This window comes from Sulfurospirillum sp. HTRB-L1 (assembly GCF_059415125.1).
On the sequence record NZ_JCAHZR010000006.1, the window covers coordinates 52205 to 70278 of the forward strand.

The following is an 18074-nucleotide window of genomic DNA, read 5'->3' on the forward strand; positions in this document are numbered from 1 at the left end:
AAATGGTATAATCTGACCCATTTCCATTAACCCAAAGGGGCTTATTCGCTCATTCTCGGTTTGCCGTCCTGGCAAACCTCCGAGGGTTCTTGCCCCGCATTTGTCCTAAATGCTTGAGGTCAAGAAAATCCGCTCACAAGCCCCTTTGGGTTAATGTTACTTCAGGAGGTGCACGATGGGATTTTTTACAGCAGATTTATGCGATACATGTAAGGAAGAGATTCAAGTTTTAGGGGCGGGCTTTAGTAATTTTGGGGGCAAGAAAAAGATGAAAGGCCCTTTGGTGACGGTGAAGCTCAATGAAAACAACCAAGAGCTCATTAGCGTGCTAGACCAAGCGGGCCAAGGGCGCGTGTTGGTAGTGGATGTGCAAGGGGCGTATGTGGGGGTCGTGGGGGAGAATTTGATGAAAAAAGCCCACAAAAACGGGTGGAGCGGCTTCGTGGTCAATGGCTACGTGCGCGATGTGCATGTGACCAAAGAGGTTGAAATTGGGTTATGGGCACTAGGCACTTGTCCTCGAAAATGCCCCAATGTGGTGCCAGGTTTTGTGGACCACGCGGTAGAGTTTGGCGGTGTGCGGTTTGAGCCAGGTGCTTATGTGTACGCGGACATGGACGGGGTGATTGTGAGCAAGGAAGCCTTAATTTGAGCAAACGGTGTGCCATCATCGGGGCAGGGGCTTCGGGCCTTGTAGCGGCTATTGAAGCGGCGCGCGCGGGTTTACATGTAAAGGTGTTTGAGAAAAATGCCAAGTGCGGGCGCAAGCTCTTAACCACAGGCAACGGGCGGTGCAACATCACCAACCTTGCCTTGGGGTTGGAGCATTTTCACAGCAACGCCCTAGACGCGGTAGCGCGCGTACTTGCGGGGTTTGACACCAAGGCATGTGTGGCGTATTTTAAAGCCTTGGGCGTGGAAATCGTGGCAGACGAGGGAGGGAAATGTTTCCCCATGTCCTTTCAGGCCCGCACGGTCGTGGAGATGTTAACCTTTACATGTAAGGCTTTGGGCGTGGAGTTTGTCTTTGAATGTGAAGTCTTACATGTAAAGAAAGAAAACGGCGTGTTTGCCCTTGAAACGCAAGAAGGCACTCAGGTGTTTGACGCGGTGCTTGTTGCCACGGGCGGGGCGAGTGTGCCAACCCTTGGAAGTAGCACGCGCGGGTTAGAATTTGCCCAACATTTTGGGCACCGTGTGCATGGGACCTTTCCTTCTTTGGTGCAGCTAGTCACCAAGGAAGACGTGGGTTTGGCAAGTGGGGTGAAGTGGTTTTGTGCGGTGAGCGTTGTGGTGGATGGGCGCGTTCGTGGTGTGCACCAAGGAGACGTGCTGTTTGCAAGCTACGGACTTTCGGGGTTAGCCATTTTAGACGCGAGCCGCGAAGTGGTGGCAAGCCTTGCTCTAGGGCACAAGGTGGCGGTCTGTTTGGATTTGTTTCCTTCTCTCTCCAAAGAAGCCTTAAAGGGCTTGTTTCAAAAACGCGCAAACCTACTCTCTACGATGCCTTTAGTAACGTGGCTAGAAGGAGTGATGCACCACAAACTGGCCCGTTTGGTTTTGGAGCATCTGGGGCTTCACGGGGCAAGCACACTGGACGCTAAAACCTTAAACCGCCTCGTGCACGGGTGCAAACGTTTTGAGTGGGAGATCAAAGAGAGCAAAGGCTACGCTACGGCTGAAGTGATGGCTGGCGGCGTGGCGATGGAAGAGATTGACCCTTTAACCATGGCCTCACGCAAGGTGCGCGGGCTCTATTTTAGTGGGGAAGTGCTAGATGTGGATGGAGATTGCGGGGGATACAATCTCCATTTTGCGTGGGCGAGCGGGATTAGAGCAGGGCGCATGATGGCGGCTTTTGGGGGTTAGTACCCCTTGCTTTAACAATGCTACATGTAGCATAAGGAGCACTTTACAAGATAAATACCTTAAAATAAAGTTTTAGAGGGGAAAATTTAAGAGATAGGATAATATGATGTAAAAAACACAATTTTTACAAAAAGGATTACCATGCGGGGTATTGCAGTTTGGATGCTGCTAGGGGTGCTAACGTTGCTCCATGGAGCGGTGGGTGAGATAACTTTGGCGGTGGGAGAGGCGCGTATTCTTCGGGACACGCAGACGCTTACTGCTTTGTCTGGTATGGCGCTTTTGGAAAAAGACGAGGTGCGCACAGGAGAGGGCGCTCAAGTGCAGATGCGCTTTAAGGATGACACGATTGTTTCATTGGGAAAAAATACGAATTTTAGTATCGATGCCTACCTCAATGACGCGGTTGCACCTCAGGCAAAGTTTGGGATTGCTCAAGGAACCTTTGGGGTGATTACGGGGAAGATTGGAAAAGTTGCGCCGCAGAATTTTTCGATTCAAACCAAAACGGCGACCATCGGGATTCGCGGAACGCACATCAAGGGACGCACGGGAAGTGGGGGTGATATGATTGCGTGTTTGCGGGGAAAAATTCGAGTAACTTCTTTGGATACGGGCGCGAGTGAAGATGTGCCAGCGGGAAGCTTTACACGGGTATATCCAAGCCAAGACCCAACACCGCCACAAGGCATTACCCCTCAAGACATGGACACGATTGATGAGAAAAATGAGGAAGGTGCGCCTCAAGGAGGACAAGATTCTCCTCCGCCTCAAAGTGCTCCTCCACTCCAAAGTTCCCCTCCACTCCAAAGTTCCCCTCCTCCTTTAGCCCAAGCCGCCCTTGATAGTCAAAAACAACAAGAGGTGCTTGAGGCGCTTCTTGGAGGTTCTTCTTGCGGGGCTGGTTTTGTGGGAACATCGCCTAAGTGTCAACCCATTTCCATGACGTATGCACAGCCTGCTTATTGGACAGTGTCTTTGGCGGCCGATGCCCCAGCTCCTGAGGATGGAGTTGTGCTTGAAGGATTTGCTACTTCGCTAAGTTCTGGTGCATTTTGGCACAATGGGACATTTGAGCTATATATGCGTGAGTTTGAAGTTGATAGCGACTCGTTTATCTATGTTTATTCTGAAGGAGTTTTGCTTCAAAAATCACCAAGCCAACAGACCATGAGCTATGTTGATCTTAACCGCTTTAGTATTTTGGGGGTTGATGATTACTCTGACCTGTGGCTTCAATCAGAAAACACCCAGACAAACGAGTATGTCTCATGGGGGTATTGGCAAGTAGATGGGCATGCGCACGCTAGTCCTGTTCTGAATTTTTGGGTCGCAGGATTGGATGCTGGAGATGCTGCAACGCACATAGGCGATAGGGTTGCAGACATGACGCATGTTACGTCGTATACATACACGGGTAAAAGCATTGGCTATGTGTATGACAGCGGTGCGAATACCTATGCGGGTATCGATGCAGTTACCAACAACGCAGTATTGCTTGCCTTTGATTTTGGGGGAGGAAATTCCTCATTGCAAGCACAAAGCTACATTCAATTTCAAACCAACGGAAACACTCCTGAGGTGTGGCGGTTTGATGAGCTAACTCTTGATGGCATTGCTGGTGGTGTATTTACGGCAACAGGGGAAATAAAAATCAACAACACCGTTGTGGATGATGGTATGTCTAATATCTCTGGCAAATTTTATGGCGACGAAGCCCAAGCCCTTGGTGGTGCTTTTAAAGCAACAGCGGATGAAAAAACCGCTATTGGTGTCTTTAAGGCGGTGCGCTAATGAAACGGTTTTTAAGTGTAGCCGCAGTGACGGTATGGACAGTGTGTGGTGCCCAGGGGGTGACGCTTGAAGAAGCAGAAGCGTTATACAAAGCGAACCAATTTGGCCAAGCGTACGAAGCATATGTTTCCTTGGTGGAGCAAGACCCTGCCAATGCGGAGTTAAACTTTCTCTTGGGGCGCAGTGCTCTTGAGACCAAGCGGTATGATGAAGCCTTGGCGGCTTTTGAGCGCGTGCTGATGTTAGACCCTTCCCATGCTAGAACCCGCCTTGAAATGGCGCGGGTTTACTTTGAAGGGGGACAGTTGGAACTGGCAAGTACGGAGTTAGAGCGCGTGCTTGGGGCGACGTTGCCAAACAATATCCGCGAAGTAGTCGTTGCCTTTAAAGCCCATGTAGATGGGGCGATGGCAAAACACCGCGTGAGTGGCTCGGTGGTTGCGGGATTGGGGTACGATACCAATATCAACAACGACATTGGCAAAAAAGAGTTTCTTATCCCTTCCTTTGGTGGTCTTTCTCTTGAAGGGACCAAAAAGAAAAGTGACTCCTTTGCCTTTGGTATCGCAGCACTGAACCACAGCTACGACATGGGCCTTCGTGGCGGGTGGAGTATGGAGCAAAGTGGGGTGTTTTACAGCAAGCTTCACCGCCATACCACGGAAAATAACCTTGCTCTTTTTTCTCTAAATACGGCGCCTACTTTCAAAGAAGGACGCTATAGCATCGGGCTTCCTGTGGGGTTTGATAAAGTCTACATAGACGGAAAAGGCTACCTTGGCGCGCCGAGTGTTGGGATGAAGGGGTCGTATTTGATTGACCCGACCTTGCAACTTGAGGGTGAATATAACTTTCGCCGTTCTTATTACAGCCAAAACAAACACCTAGACACCAAAGGGCACCATTTAAACGCTACGTTGCGGAAAGTGTTTGCGCCCCAAAACCCTTGGATGGTTGCGTTGCGCGCAGGGTATACAAAAGATGACGAAGTGTACAGTGAGCGTACCGACGTGGACGCAGACAAATGGCGTTATGGCGTGGAAGTTTCCAAGGCACTAGGTTATAAAATCCAAGGTACGTTGAGTTATTTACAAACTCGAACACACTACAGCGATACGGACGCGATTTTTTCAACCAAGCGCAAAGACAGACGGGATGAGTTTGGTTTGCGCTTAAGCCGTGCGCTTTCTAAGGACTTGGGGGTGAGTATACATGTAAGCTACGTGGATAATCACTCTAACCATGCCCCTTTTGACTATGACAAAGTGACAACAACCGCCAGTATAGCATGGGGCTTTTAAAGAATGCGGAAAATCCTGCTTCACGGGGTGATGACCTTGTGCGTGATGGCGGGATTTTTCGCAGTGTGGCGCATGGGGGTGTTGGAACCTTTTGAGATGAAGGTCAATGACATCATGCTTCAACTGCGTGGCCCCAAGGCGCACGATACGCGCATTGTCATTGTTGATATTGACGAGCGGAGCCTTAAGGCCTTGGGGCAATGGCCATGGAGCCGCGATAGTGTTGCGCAGTTGCTTCACAACCTCACTCGTGGTGGGGCTGGCATCATTGGGTTAGATATTGTCTTTGCCGAGCCGGATGCAAGTTCACCTGCGCGGGTTCTTACGAAGTTGGGACTGAGCCATGAAAATGTGCCCGATTATGATGACATTTTAGCCCACGCAGTTGCCAATACGCCAACGGTGCCAGGGTATGTTTTTGCCATGAGTCCTGATGGGATTGACCCTCAGGGGACGCCCAAACAAACTGCTTTGATTATTGAGCGTAACAAACCTTTACATGTAAGCCTTTTTCGCCCTTATCGGGCTATTTTAAACCTTCCTGCTATTGAGGAAGCGGCGTATGCTTCGGGCTATTTTAATACCATTCCCGATATGGATGGGGTGGTGCGCAGTATTCCTTTAGTAATGGAATACGAGGGCTTACTCTACCCTGCCTTAAGTGTGGAAATGGTGCGTTTGGCTTTGGGGGTTCAGCGCATCGAAGTGCAGTACGATGACCAAGGGATCGTGGGTATTGGACTAGGGGAGCGGGCGATTATCACCGATGCGCATGGACGCATGATGGTGGGGTTTCATGGACCCTCTTTTACTTACCGCTACATCAGTGCCCTTGATGTTATTGAAGGGAAAGTGGAAGGGATTGAGGGGGCGGTTGTATTGGTGGGAACCTCGGCGGCAGGATTGCTGGATTTGCGTTCGACTCCGCTTGAGAGTGTGTTTCCTGGCGTTGAGGTGCATGCCAACGCCATAGACAATCTCCTCAACGGTGGTTTTTTTGCAAAACCCTCCTGGTCACAAGGGGTGGATTTACTTACCTTTGCAGGAGTGGCGTTGGCAGGGTTTGTATTGCTCATCCAGCCCAGTGCGTTGGTGACATTTGTAGGATCGGCGTTTGTGCTAGCTAGCCTTGGCGGAATGCACTTTTGGCTGTTAGCCAAAGAGGGAATTATGCTCTCCACTGTACTTCCTGTTGGTGTTTTTGGGGTGTTGCTGTTGTTGGGGCTTGGGCTTAATCATTACTTGGAAGGGCGTCAAAAAGAGCAGATTAAAAAGAAATTTGCCGCCAAGGTTTCCTCGGCAGTTATGGAAGACCTCATCAAAAACGAGGGAGATGTGTTCGCCGCGCACGAGCGGGACATTACGGTCTTTTTCTCCGATGTGCGCAATTTTACCACCATCTCCGAATCCATGCCTAGCCCCAAAGTGCTCATTGAATTTATGAACGCGCTGATGGACCCCATGACAGACATTATTGTCAAGCACCAAGGCACGGTTGATAAATTTATGGGAGATGCCATTATGGCGTACTGGAACGCTCCTAACACCGTGCCAAACCATGGGGATGTGGCCGTAAGTGCCGCGTTGATGCAACTCCATGCCCTTAAAGGGTTAAATGAAAAAATCAAGCAAGACCCTCGGTTTGAGGCGTGCGTGAAGATGACGCGAGAGAAGGGCATTGAGCCTTTGGCTATTGGGATTGGTATTAATTCGGGCATGGCCATTGTGGGCGAGATGGGTTCAAGCTCACGGAGTGATTACACCGCCATCGGGGACGCGGTAAACCTTGGTGCGCGCATTGAATCGTTGTGTAAGTATTATGGCGCGACCTGCCAAATCTCCCACTTTACCAAAGAACGCTTGCAAAAAGAGTATTATTTGCGTTATTTGGACAAGGTGCGAGTGAAGGGTAAAAAAGAAGCGGTAGAGATTTGGCAAGTGCATGATTTTAAAGCAGGGGTCGCGGGGGAATATTTGTTTACATGTACGCCTCAAGCACTTGAAGAAGAATTGGCGCTCTTTCATGAAGCAGTGGCGTTGTACCATAAGAGTGCCTTTGCACGTGCGAAAGTTCTCTTTGAAACCCATGGAGCTTTGAGCATGAATCCTGTGGTCTATGCCCTTTACGCTCAGCGCTGTGAACACCTTCTAGCCCACCCTCCCGAGGGGGTATTTGATGGTATTTTTGAACACAAAACAAAGGGATAGCATGGACGGTCTACGCATTTTAGGAGCTCACGGTGGGCGTAGTGGCAAAGGAATGGCGGCAACGTGTTTGCAAGTGTCTAAGCACATTGTTATTGACGCGGGCAATATTTTGGAAGCGTTGGGTGAGGAAGCCTTACATGTAGACCATATTTTCTTTACCCATTCCCACTTGGACCACCTTATTGACGGGGCGTTTTTGGTGGATAATTTTTTTGCCAAACGCACCAAACCCTTGCGATTTTACGGCCTCCAAAAAACCCTAGAGGCCATTAAAACGCACCTGTTTAACTGGGAGATTTGGCCAGATTTTAGCTCCTTGGAGTTGGTCCAAACCCAAGCTCCAGCGGTGGAATTTGTGCCTATTGAGCCCAATGAAGTGTATGTGGTGGAAGGGTACGCGCTAAAGCCTATTTTGGCAAACCATACGGTGCCTTGTTGCGGGTATGAAGTGACCAAGGATGGCCAAGGGATTTTTTTTACCAGCGACACGACTGACCACGAAGGGCTTTGGACGTACTTAAACGAAGCCTTACATGTAAGGGCGTTTATTGTAGATGTTTCCTTTCCTGATGCCCTTGAAAAGGTGGCGCGCGCAAGCAAACACTTTTCTCCGCGTGTGTTGGCACGGGGATTGGAAAAACTCACACGCGAGAATCTGTTGTGTTACGTGTACCATCTGAAACCTTCGTATGCATTGGAGGTGGAAAAAGAGCTTACTTCTTTTCCCATTGAAGCCATTTTGAAGGGCAACGAAGTTATCGCGTATGCTACAGGAGCGCTGATTCCCCAAGAGGAGATGGCCGACAAGGTGAAGCGTTTAAACCGCATTGGTGTGGCACTTTCGGCGCAAAACCAGATTGATGCGCTCTTGGAAATGATTGTAGAAGAGGCAAAAAAGATTACCCGTGCCGACGCAGGGACGCTGTACCTTTTGCAAGAGCAGGCTTTGGTGTTTAAGGTCGTTCAAACGGATTCCCTTGGGATTCGCATGGGTGGATTAAGTGACCCCATCACGTGGCCTTCTTTGCCGTTGTACCAAGCAGATGGAACGCCAAATACGACCATGGTTGCCGTAACGTGCGCTCTTGAGGGTGCACCTATTTGCATCCCTGATGTGTACGAGGCCGAAGGGTTTAATTTTGAAGGCACGAAGCGGTTTGATGCGAACACAGGGTACCGCTCCCGTTCCATGTTGGTACTTCCCCTTAGAAACCACGAGGGGGAGATTATTGGGGTGTTGCAACTGCTTAACAAGCACCAACAAGAAGAGGGCGGTGTGTTTAGTGAAGAGGATTCGCAGGTTGGATTGTCTTTGGCTTCGCAAGCGGCGGTTGCCCTTACTAATACGATGCTGATTGAAGATTTAGAAGCGTTGTTGGAAGGGTTTTTAAAGAGCATTATTTACGCCATCAAGATGAAATCTCCCCATACGGCGGGGCACATTGAACGCATGGTAGAGATTAGCATGATGTTTGCCAAAAAGGTGCATCAAGACACACAGGTTTTTTCTTCAAAAACCTACACCCACCAAGGGTTTAAAGAGCTTCATTTTGCCGCACTGATGCACGATATTGGCAAGCTAGCTACGCCTGAGTATGTACTTGATAAGGCAACAAAACTTGAAGGCATTTTTGACCGTATCGCCTTGGTGAGGGAGCGGATTAAAAACATACAGCTTCACTGCGAGATTGCTTGCCTTAAGGGGGAAATTTCTTCAGAGGAAAAAGAGGAAAAAATCCAAACATGCAAAGAGATTGTAACGCGCTTGGAGCAGGCAAACCTTGGGGCGGAATTTGTTCCTGATGCCCAAGTTGAAGCGATTTGGCAATTGGCAAAAGAGCCTTTTAAGGTAGGAGAGCAAGGGTTTGTGGTATTGACGCCCCAAGAGGCGGAACATTTGAGTGTGCAAAAAGGGACGTTGACCCAAGAAGAGCGGGATATTATCAACCACCATGCAAAAATCACCCTAGACATTCTCACGCAACTCCCTTTCCCTAAAAAGTACAAAGAAGTGCCACAAATTTCGGCTAACCACCACGAAAAAATCAACGGCAAAGGGTATCCCCAAGGTTTAAAGGGCGAGGCGATTAGCTTTGAAGCGCGTCTCTTGGCTATCGCGGATATTTTTGAAGCGCTAACAGCGGCGGACAGACCGTACAAAAAAGCAAATACCCTCTCAGATGCCATGAAGATTTTATATTTTATGGCAAAAGACGAGGGCCTTGATAAGGAGCTCGTAAAGTTTTTTTACAGTTCGGGATTGTATCTTGAGTATGCAAAGCTCCACCTCCCCGCTCATCTTATCGATGAGGTGAAGGTGGATTTTGAAGGGCTTTAGCGTACGTTAATAGCGGTGATTTGGCCGTTGCGAATGCGCACAGCTACTTCATCGCCAGCGCGAAAGGAAAAGGCGGTGGTTTTATTGCTCACCACGGTAACGATTTCTTCGCCGCTTTGAAGCAAGATGGTCAACTCTTGGCCTGCGGATTGGTTCATCTGGCTGCCCACAGCACCGCCTGCAAGTGCGCCGCCAACGATGGCAAGGGTATTGCCTCGCCCGCTCCCAATGGTGCTTCCTGCTAAGCCACCCACAACAGCGCCTCCTAATGTACCTGCGCCAGAATCGCTAATAGTAACGCCGCGTACACTCACCACACGCCCGTAATGGACCTGTTCAATCTGTCCTACGCTTTGCGCACTGTGCGTTGCGGGGGTGCACCCCGAAAAAACTAAGACAGAACCTAATGCTAATGTTGTTAAAACAAGTTTCATGCAATCTCCTTTGGTTGTTGAATTTCTTCTCCTGTATAGCTTGCAAAGCGTCGGCGATGCAGCAGCGCATACAGGGCTGGAACATAGAGCAAATTGAGTACCGTTCCCCACGCAAGCCCAAATCCAAGGGCTACAGCAAGGGGTTGAAAGATAACTGCTTGCCCTGTGGGGAAGAAAATAAGACTAGCAAGCCCAATGAGCGTCGTTAAAGAAGTAAGCACAATGGGGCGCAAGCGTTTGGTGGCTTGAACGAACAATTCTTCCATATTGCGGCTTTGGCGAATGTACGTCATCATAATGATACCATTATTAATGACAACGCCCGCAAGACCAAGGGCGCCAATGAGGGAAGTCATGGAAAGGGTCATGCCCATAATGGTGTGCCCGCCCAAGACCCCAAGGAGTGAAAAAGGAATAACCGACATGACGATGAAGGTGTCTTTAAAGGAATTAAACATAAAGAGCATGGAGAGCATAATGAGTGTGAGGGCAAGCAAGGTGGCGGCTGTCATGTCTTCACGCAACTCATCATTGCGCTGTTTTTCCCCAAAAAATCTTAAGCTCATTCCTGGGGTTTGGGCCAATTCGTCGGTGACAGGTTTAATGCGCGCGAGCATTTCGGTGGCCAAAATTTGCCCGCGGTCTAGGGTGGCATACACAAAAAAGGTGCGTTCGCCAAAGTCTTTGAGGACTTTTTCAAAGGAGGTGTTGACTTGAAACTCTACAACATCCCTAAGCCGTACGGTTCTGCCATCAGGTAAGGTGATGTTGGTCATCTCCAAAAGGGAAAAATCATCCTTAGTGGCGCTTTCGATTTTGATTTCTAGCAAATGGTCATCGTCCAAGGCTGTAGCAACTTTGCGGGAGAGGTAAAGGTTGGAAAGGGTTTTTCCAATAAGCCCTTCACTCACGCCGAGTTGTTCGCCATAAGGGGTAACTTTGAGTTTAATTTCATCCGCACCAAGGGTAATAGAATCAGCCAAATCTGTCACGCCTCCCACTTCTAAAATGGCGCGCTTGAGGGTGTCGATGGCTTCAAGGACGAGCGCATTATTGTTGGAAATGATACCGATTTTAACATCGGAGCGAATGGGCCCAACCCGACTCTCTGCCACAGCAATCTCTTTGAGGTTAAAGCGCTCTTTGTAGTTTTGCTGTTCGATAAATTGGCGAATTTGCTGGGAGATTTTCCCCGAAGAGAGCTCCCTTGTGCGCCCTTCGGGGTCATAGTAAAAACTCAAATAAGGGGTAATGTATTTGTCGATGACGTTCATAGGTTTTAGCTTGTCAAGCTCAATGGTCATGCTCATGACATAGGGGTAATTTTCACGGTTTCGGTCCGCATCAAGCCGATAGCCAGCCACACTTGAAATGCTTGAGATATGAAAATCTCCTTTCTTTTTCATGAGGTCGCGCTCAATTTCTTGGACCATAGCAAAAGACTCTTCGATTTTGGTGTTCACATCGGCTTTGATGTTGATAGCTGTGGTGCTTGCATCAAAGCGGGGAAACATTTGGAATTTTGCATCGGCAATTTGCAGGTAAATCAGCAAGGGTACCACCACAAAAAAGAGCCCGATAAAGCTTTTGCGCCACCGCATGACAAAATGGATGAGGTTTTGGTAAATGCGATTGGCTTTTTCCCAAGAAAGCACCTTGGCATTGGGCGAGAGCGCATCGGCCGCATGAATAGGCAAAAAGAGGTAAGACTCTACCAAAGAAGCAACCAACAGTGCCGAAAGGGCAATGGGAATGAGCTTGATGGTCATGCCCAGTGTGCCTGAAATCATGAGTGCAGGAATAAAAGCAAACAAGGTGGTCAACGAAGCAAAAAAGATAGGGGTTGCTACTTCCTTAACCCCCTCTACTGCGGCAATACGGGGCGGAACACCTGCCTCAATGCGCTGTTGGATAGCCTCAGCTACGACGATAGCATCATCCACCACGATGCCAAGGGCTATGAGCACGCCTGTGAGGGAAATCATGTTGATGGTAAAGCCAAAGAGGTAAAAATAGACCGCCGCCATGACAAAAGATGTGGGGATTCCGATAGTGACGATGAGCGCGACGCGACGGTTAATGAGCAAGGCAATCATGCCTCCCACAAGCAAAATAGCAAGGAGAATGTTGGAGATAACGATATTGAGACGGTCGCGGACGCGGTCGCTTCGGTCATCATGGAGGGTAAAGATAAGGTCTTTGTACTCACCCTCAAGCACGACAAGGCGTTTTTTGAGTTCGGCAACGATTTGCAAGGCATCGCCCGTGTCGAGTTGGTCAAGGGAGAGGGTGATGGAGTTGTTGCCATTGAAAGAAGCAAGGGTTGAGGCGTCTTCGTGGCGTCTTTCGACATAGGCAATATCGGAAAGAAAAAGGCGCTTTCCTTCGACGCTAATGCGTGTTTTTTCCATCAATTCGGCGGTTTTTTGACCGTTGTAAGTCGAGAGAAAGGCGTGCTTGGTGGAGTCTTCGATTTTGCCGATGGGAAAAATGTACGAAATGTTGGAGAGCGCGGCGATAACCCCTTCTTTGGTAAGCCCGTAGCTGTGGATTTTGGATGTGTTAAGGCGCACGTTAAAGTACAAATCGGAGTCGCCATAAATACTGATGTCGGAGATATCAGGGATGGTAAGGAGCTTTGATTTGATGTCTTTGGCCGCTTCGATGATATCGCCCCGCGAAAGGGTCGTAGAAGCCAGTGAGACCCGAGCGACGCGTTGATTGGTGGAAGCGATGCTAACGCGTGGGTCATCCATGTCGCTGGGAAAATTACTTTTTACCGCGTCAATAGCATCTTTGACTTTGTCAGAAGTGTGGTATTTGTCCGTACCTTTTTGAAGTTCTAAAATGATGGAAAAACTGCCTGGGGAGACAACCGTGGTCATCTCTTTTACCCCTTCAATGCTTTTAACCTCATCTTCTATCTCGCGCACGACGATGTTGTCAAGGATGTCGATGCTTGTGCCCGAATAAGAACCGCTAATGCGCACCACATCCAGTTCAAAAGAGGGAAAAATTTCTTTGGGAGTTTTGTTGTATGACCAGATGCCAACCACGCAAATGAGCACAAAAAAGGTGTAATTTAGACGTGAGTTTTCGATGAAAAAACGGACAAATTTTTCAAACATGCAGGGTCGCTTTGGGTTAAGATGAGTGGGGATTATAGCAAAGATGTGTTAACAAAATGTAAGGGGGGTTGTGTTAGAATCCACCAAACACACAAAGGGGATTGCGTGCTTACATGTAAAGAGCAAAACCCCTCTTTTGAACAAACACTCAATACCTACGGCGCCGCAAAAAAACCGTGTTTTTTCATGGTGAGCTTTGACCAACGTACGTGGCATATCGAACCGCTGAGTGCGCCAAGTGGTGTGGTGTGGTACGCCTTGGAGGGACGTGGTTTTGCTCCTCCCCCTCCCCAAGAGCTTACCCTTCCCTCGCAGTTGGCGAAAAAACCCATCCCTTTTGCGGCCTATGACGCGATGCACACGCGGGTTCAAGAAGAGATTCGCAGCGGAAATACGTATTTATTAAACCTTACATGTAAGAGTATTTTAGAAACCCCTTTGGTCTTAGAACACCTTTTTTACGCCTCAAATGCCCCCTTTCGGTGTTTGCTAAAAGACCAATTTGTCTGTTTCTCTCCCGAACGGTTTGTGAAGATTACACAAGATGCGATTCACACCTTTCCCATGAAAGGGACGATAGACGCGAGTGTGCCCCGTGCGCGTGCCCAGTTGCTTGAGGATGAAAAAGAAAAGGCAGAACACGTCATGGTGGTGGATTTGTTGCGCAACGACCTTTCTTTGGTTGCTTCACGCGTTCATGTCAAGCGGTTTCGTTACCTTGAGGAGATCGAAGCAGGCGGGAAAAGACTGCTACAAGCCAGTTCCCATATTTGTGGCGCACTGCCCAAAAATTGGCACGAAACCCTTGGGTCGCTCTTGGGGAGTTTGCTTCCTGCAGGGTCGATTACGGGAACACCCAAGAAAAAAACAGTGGAGATTATTGCAGAAGTAGAGGGGTATGCGCGTGGGTATTTTACGGGTATTTTTGGGGTGTATGATGGGCATGGGGTGGATTCGGCGGTGATGATTCGTTTTGTGGAAAAAGAAGGCGAAGGGCATGTGTATAAAAGTGGCGGCGGCATTACCTTACTGAGCGATGCTTGCAAAGAATACCAAGAAATGGTTGATAAAATCTATGTCCCCTTGCTTTGAAACCCTGCTGATTCGCGAGGGAAAACCCTTACATGTAGACTTTCATAATGCGCGTTTTTGGGCAACGTCTAAAGCCCTTTTTGGGGTAGAAACACGGCTTGATTTGGCCACGTGCATTGACGCACCCTTAGGGACGTGCCGGTGCAAGATTACTTACGCCAACACCCTTCTTTCGGTGGTGTATGCCCCTTTGGTACCCCGAGAATTTCGCTCCTTTAAAGTGGTCGAAACCTCTCAAACCTACCCTTATAAATACCTGCAACGGGAGTGGATAGACGCGGCCAAAGACGCGGCTAATGCCGATGAAATCCTCTTTACATGTAAGGGGCGATTAACCGATACGTCCATTGCCAATATCGCCCTGCGTCACAAAGGGGTATGGCTAACGCCCCAAGAGCCTCTTTTGAAAGGAACGGCGCGTGCGCGGTGGCTTAAAGAGGGAAGAATGCGTGAAGCCCCTTTGGAGATACAAGATTTAAGAAATGCGGAGAAATTTGCTATAATGAACGCTTTGCTTGAATGGCAAGAATACGATACAAACGCGATAGTGTTTTAACAAAGGAAGGTTATGAGTTGTACCCAGTGGTGCCTAGACGCCCTATTTACGAATGAAACAGAAGCAGACAAAGCGTTAAAGGAAGCTTCAGAGCGTGCGCAGAGTTTTGAAGCCCTCATGAAGGGAAACCTCAAAAACATTCGTGCTTCAGATTTTTTAGAATCACTTCGGGCGTATGAGAGTATTTTGGAACTCCTTGGTCGTGTGATGACCTACGCGTTTTTGCGCTTTGCAAAAGATGCCAACGAGGGCGGATTTTTAGCCAAATACCAACAAGCGACCACCTTGGTGCATGAGAAAATCCTCTTTTTTGAGTTGGAATTTAACCGCCTACCAAAAAATACCCAACGTCAGTTTATTGAACATGCAAAACCTTATGCGTACTATTTGGAATCCCTCCAAGAGGCCAAACCCCATCAGTTAAGCCAAAAAGAAGAGCGTATTTTACTCAAAAAATCTACCACCTCCGCCTCGGCGTTTTCGCGGTTGTTTGATGAGCATTTTAGCCGGTTACAGTTTGTGTACGAGGGTAAAAAACTTTCCGAAGAAAAGGTGCTAAGCTTGCTCCATGACCCTAGCCGTGACGTGCGCCACAAAGCGGCTACAGCACTAAGCAAAGGCCTAAAGCCTCACCAACCGCTTTTGGCGTATATTTTTAACATGATTAAGCAAGACCACGCCACAGAATGTGAATTGCGGGCGTATCAAACCCCTGAAGAACCACGCCACAAAGACAATAAAATTTCTCAAAAAAGCGTGGATGCCTTGATTGATGCAACCCAAGCGCGGTTTGATTTGGTGCAAGAGTACTACGAGACCAAGCGGGTTTTGTTGGGGTATGAAACCTTGTACGATTATGACCGTTACGCGCCACTAGGGGGCGAAGATGAAACCTATACGTACGAGGATGCGTGCGCGATTGTACTAGATGCGTTTGAGCGTTTCTCTCCGCGGTTTGCCCAGATTGCTAAGGATGCTTTTACTCAAGGATGGGTGGATGTGTACCCTCAAAAAGGCAAGCGTGGGGGTGCTTTTTCCCATCCTGCTACCCCTGAAGCACACCCTTACGTGCTTTTAAACCACACCGACAAACGGCGTGATGTGTTTACCTTGGCCCATGAAATGGGCCACGCGATTCACCAGTTTCTTTCCAATGGTGTGGGGTATTTAAACGGTGATACGCCATTAACCACCTCCGAAACCGCTTCTGTGTTTGCCGAAATGTTGGTCTTTGATGCCATCAAAGAGGGCTTAAGCGGGGAGAAAAAACAGCAACTCTTGGCGGGGAAAATCGAAGATATTTTTGCGACCTTGTACCGCCAAATCAATTTCACAACCTTTGAACGGCGCGTTCATGCGCACGAGGGTGAGCTTTCTTTGGAAACCTTTAACCGCTACTGGAACGAAGAAAGTGCTAAGATGTTTGGGCCAAGTGTTACCCTGACGAAGCAGTATGAAATGTGGTGGAGTTACATTCCTCATTTTATCCATACGCCTTTTTATTGCTACGCGTATAGCTACGGGCAATTGCTCGTGTTGGCCTTGTACGGGCTGTATAAACGGGGTACATGTAAAGATTTTATCTCCCGTTATGGGGAGTTTTTGAGCGCGGGAGGAAGCAAGAGTCCACGGGAGCTTGTGGCGCTTTTTGGGTTTGATATTGACGATGAGGCCTTTTGGCAGATTGGACTTGGAGAGGTGGAAGCACTTGTTCGAGAGTTTAAGGGAGGTGTTGATGCTTCAAGAATTTCTTGAAAATGAGATTTTTGTCCGCTTAATGCGGGTACATATCCACGAAACGCTAGAATTGTTGTTTCAAGAAGGGGTTCATTTTTCTATTTTGACCAACATTGCAGAGGTGGATTTTGATCCCCCTTTGCCCGCGCACATCACCCAACATTTTAAACCCATCACCATGTTTGTGTTGGCGGGTTACACCTACGAGAGCGCACGGGTGGATGAACAAACCTTGGTGTTTGAAGCAGGGTTTGGGAAGGAAAATACGGGCTCCGTGGTGCACGTTCCCCTGAGCGCTATTTTACAAGTGGTCATCGAGGAAACGCCTGTTCTTATCAACCTCTCCATTCCCAAAGAAAATGAAGTAACGGCGGGGATGGCGGAAAAAGGCGGGGTTGAAAAGTCCATGGTGGCGTTACTCTCTAACCCCGAAAACGAAAAACTCTTTAAAAAGCCTTAAGGCTTTTCTTGCCCATGATGTAAGTGCACACACTGTCAACAAAAGGGTCGTTTTTACGCTCTTTAAGGTGGGCAAGAAAAAGAGGGCGGGTGAGCTTAAGGCCTTTGACGCGCGCAATGTGAAGTTGCCCGTTTTCCACTTCGTGTTCAACAATGTGTTTGGAAACAATAGAGACTGTTGGGGTGCCTTGGTCGGAGGATTTTAACACCATTTGTTTTGCAGCCGTTGAGGTGGTGACGATGCTTTTAAGGTTAAAGTGTTGGCAATCCACGCCGATGCCATGAAAGGCTTCGGTGATGATTTTCCGCGTCAAAGATTCTTCTTCACGGCAAATCCAGTCGTAGCTGTAAAGCTCCTCTTTTTTAACAAGCTTTGGAAGCGGGCTTTTAGAAATCAAGACCAATTCGTCTTCTATCCACTCCCGAAACGCCACCCCTTCTTCTTGAAGCGGATGTTCGATGAGTGCCACGTCAATCTTCTTTTCGAGCAATTTTTCAAGAATCACCGTTGAATCATCTACTTTAATCATGACATCGTTATTGATGACATCTTTAATGTTCCCGATAAAATCAGGCAAAATATAATTTCCAATAGTAAAGGACGCGCCAATCACAAAGGTGAGTTGCTTGCCGATGACACGCATCAACTCTTTTTCGGCGCTGAGGATATGCTTTTCAAGCTTTTGAGCAATCCGATAGAGTTCTTCCCCTTCTTTGGTGAGCTTGATGCCATTCTTTTTTCGGTCTACGATGGCAGCTTCCATGTACTCTTCTAAAAGTTTGATTTGTTGGGTCACCGCAGGTTGGCTAATGCCGAGTTTCTTGGAGGCTTTGGAAAAACTTTTTTCTTTTACTACAGCCAAAAACGTTTCGATTTTTGTAAAATCTCTTAACATTTTAATCCTTACAGGGTGTAATTTTCAAGGCAACGGTGCCTAGTAAGTTCGGAGAATGCGATGGACATTATAACTAAGATTGATAATATAAACAACCTCATAATACGCTTTTTTCTTTTTATGAAACCCGTAAACGCCTGTGGGCGCAATGCGAGAAGGCACCGCGAGTGAAAACGCCTAAAAAAGGGGCGTATAAGCCCCGTAAAAGGGGGAAAGAGAGGCCTAATGTTTATTTTGCTATACTATAAAAAATCAGGAAATT

The 18074-nt window shown here is 48.2% G+C and carries 13 protein-coding genes; 10 read left to right on the plus strand and 3 right to left on the minus strand.

Annotation, left to right across the window (positions count from 1 at the left end; genetic code table 11):
* Window positions 1–175: 175 nt before the first annotated feature.
* The 6 genes from rraA (at window position 176) to AC5SLM_RS10580 (ending at window position 9510) form a co-directional block, all read left to right on the plus strand.
* Complete coding sequence (rraA, locus tag AC5SLM_RS10555; RefSeq protein WP_495250921.1) at window positions 176–652, plus strand: ribonuclease E activity regulator RraA; 477 nt, start codon at window positions 176–178, stop codon at window positions 650–652.
* Complete coding sequence (locus AC5SLM_RS10560) at window positions 649–1869, plus strand: BaiN/RdsA family NAD(P)/FAD-dependent oxidoreductase (protein WP_495250922.1); 1221 nt, start codon at window positions 649–651, stop codon at window positions 1867–1869. The genes rraA and AC5SLM_RS10560 overlap by 4 nt, the downstream gene beginning before the upstream one ends.
* Before the next feature lie 141 nt (window positions 1870–2010).
* Window positions 2011–3663 (plus strand): FecR family protein, encoded by a 1653-nt coding sequence (locus AC5SLM_RS10565; RefSeq protein WP_495250923.1) that lies wholly within the window; start codon window positions 2011–2013, stop codon window positions 3661–3663.
* Complete coding sequence (locus tag AC5SLM_RS10570; protein ID WP_495250924.1) at window positions 3663–4964, plus strand: surface lipoprotein assembly modifier; 1302 nt, start codon at window positions 3663–3665, stop codon at window positions 4962–4964. Before AC5SLM_RS10565 ends, AC5SLM_RS10570 begins: the two co-directional genes overlap by 1 nt.
* 3 nt (window positions 4965–4967) lie before the next feature.
* On the plus strand, window positions 4968–7172 hold the full coding sequence (locus AC5SLM_RS10575; protein WP_495250925.1) for a CHASE2 domain-containing protein: 2205 nt from the start codon (window positions 4968–4970) through the stop codon (window positions 7170–7172).
* Window position 7173: 1 nt separating this feature from the next.
* Entirely contained in the window at window positions 7174–9510 is a 2337-nt protein-coding gene (locus tag AC5SLM_RS10580; RefSeq protein ID WP_495250926.1) for an HD domain-containing phosphohydrolase, read from the plus strand.
* On the opposite strand, the gene AC5SLM_RS10585 is transcribed toward AC5SLM_RS10580, so the two are convergent.
* Window positions 9507–9944: a glycine zipper 2TM domain-containing protein gene (locus AC5SLM_RS10585; protein WP_495250927.1), complete on the minus strand. Its 438-nt coding sequence runs from the start codon at window positions 9942–9944 to the stop codon at window positions 9507–9509. The two genes, AC5SLM_RS10580 and AC5SLM_RS10585, sit on opposite strands and share 4 nt — an antisense overlap.
* Window positions 9941–13072, minus strand: coding sequence for an efflux RND transporter permease subunit (locus AC5SLM_RS10590; RefSeq protein WP_495250928.1), 3132 nt, complete (start codon window positions 13070–13072; stop codon window positions 9941–9943). Before AC5SLM_RS10590 ends, AC5SLM_RS10585 begins: the two co-directional genes overlap by 4 nt.
* Before the next feature lie 105 nt (window positions 13073–13177).
* On the opposite strand from AC5SLM_RS10590, the gene AC5SLM_RS10595 reads away from it, so the two are divergent.
* Genes AC5SLM_RS10595 through AC5SLM_RS10610 form a run of 4 tightly spaced genes read left to right on the plus strand, consistent with a single transcriptional unit; the run spans window position 13178 to window position 16917 of the window.
* On the plus strand, window positions 13178–14164 hold the full coding sequence (locus AC5SLM_RS10595; RefSeq protein WP_495250929.1) for an aminodeoxychorismate synthase component I: 987 nt from the start codon (window positions 13178–13180) through the stop codon (window positions 14162–14164).
* Window positions 14148–14720, plus strand: a complete 573-nt coding sequence (locus AC5SLM_RS10600; protein ID WP_495250930.1) for an aminotransferase class IV — start codon at window positions 14148–14150, stop codon at window positions 14718–14720. Before AC5SLM_RS10595 ends, AC5SLM_RS10600 begins: the two co-directional genes overlap by 17 nt.
* 12 nt (window positions 14721–14732) lie before the next feature.
* On the plus strand, window positions 14733–16475 hold the full coding sequence (locus AC5SLM_RS10605; protein WP_495250931.1) for a M3 family oligoendopeptidase: 1743 nt from the start codon (window positions 14733–14735) through the stop codon (window positions 16473–16475).
* The gene (locus tag AC5SLM_RS10610; RefSeq protein WP_495250932.1) at window positions 16456–16917 is read left to right on the plus strand and encodes a hypothetical protein; all 462 of its coding nucleotides are present in this window, start codon (window positions 16456–16458) and stop codon (window positions 16915–16917) included. The genes AC5SLM_RS10605 and AC5SLM_RS10610 overlap by 20 nt, the downstream gene beginning before the upstream one ends.
* On the opposite strand, the gene AC5SLM_RS10615 is transcribed toward AC5SLM_RS10610, so the two are convergent.
* Complete coding sequence (locus AC5SLM_RS10615; protein ID WP_495250933.1) at window positions 16904–17812, minus strand: LysR substrate-binding domain-containing protein; 909 nt, start codon at window positions 17810–17812, stop codon at window positions 16904–16906. The genes AC5SLM_RS10610 and AC5SLM_RS10615 overlap by 14 nt on opposite strands.
* Window positions 17813–18074 lie beyond the last annotated feature (262 nt).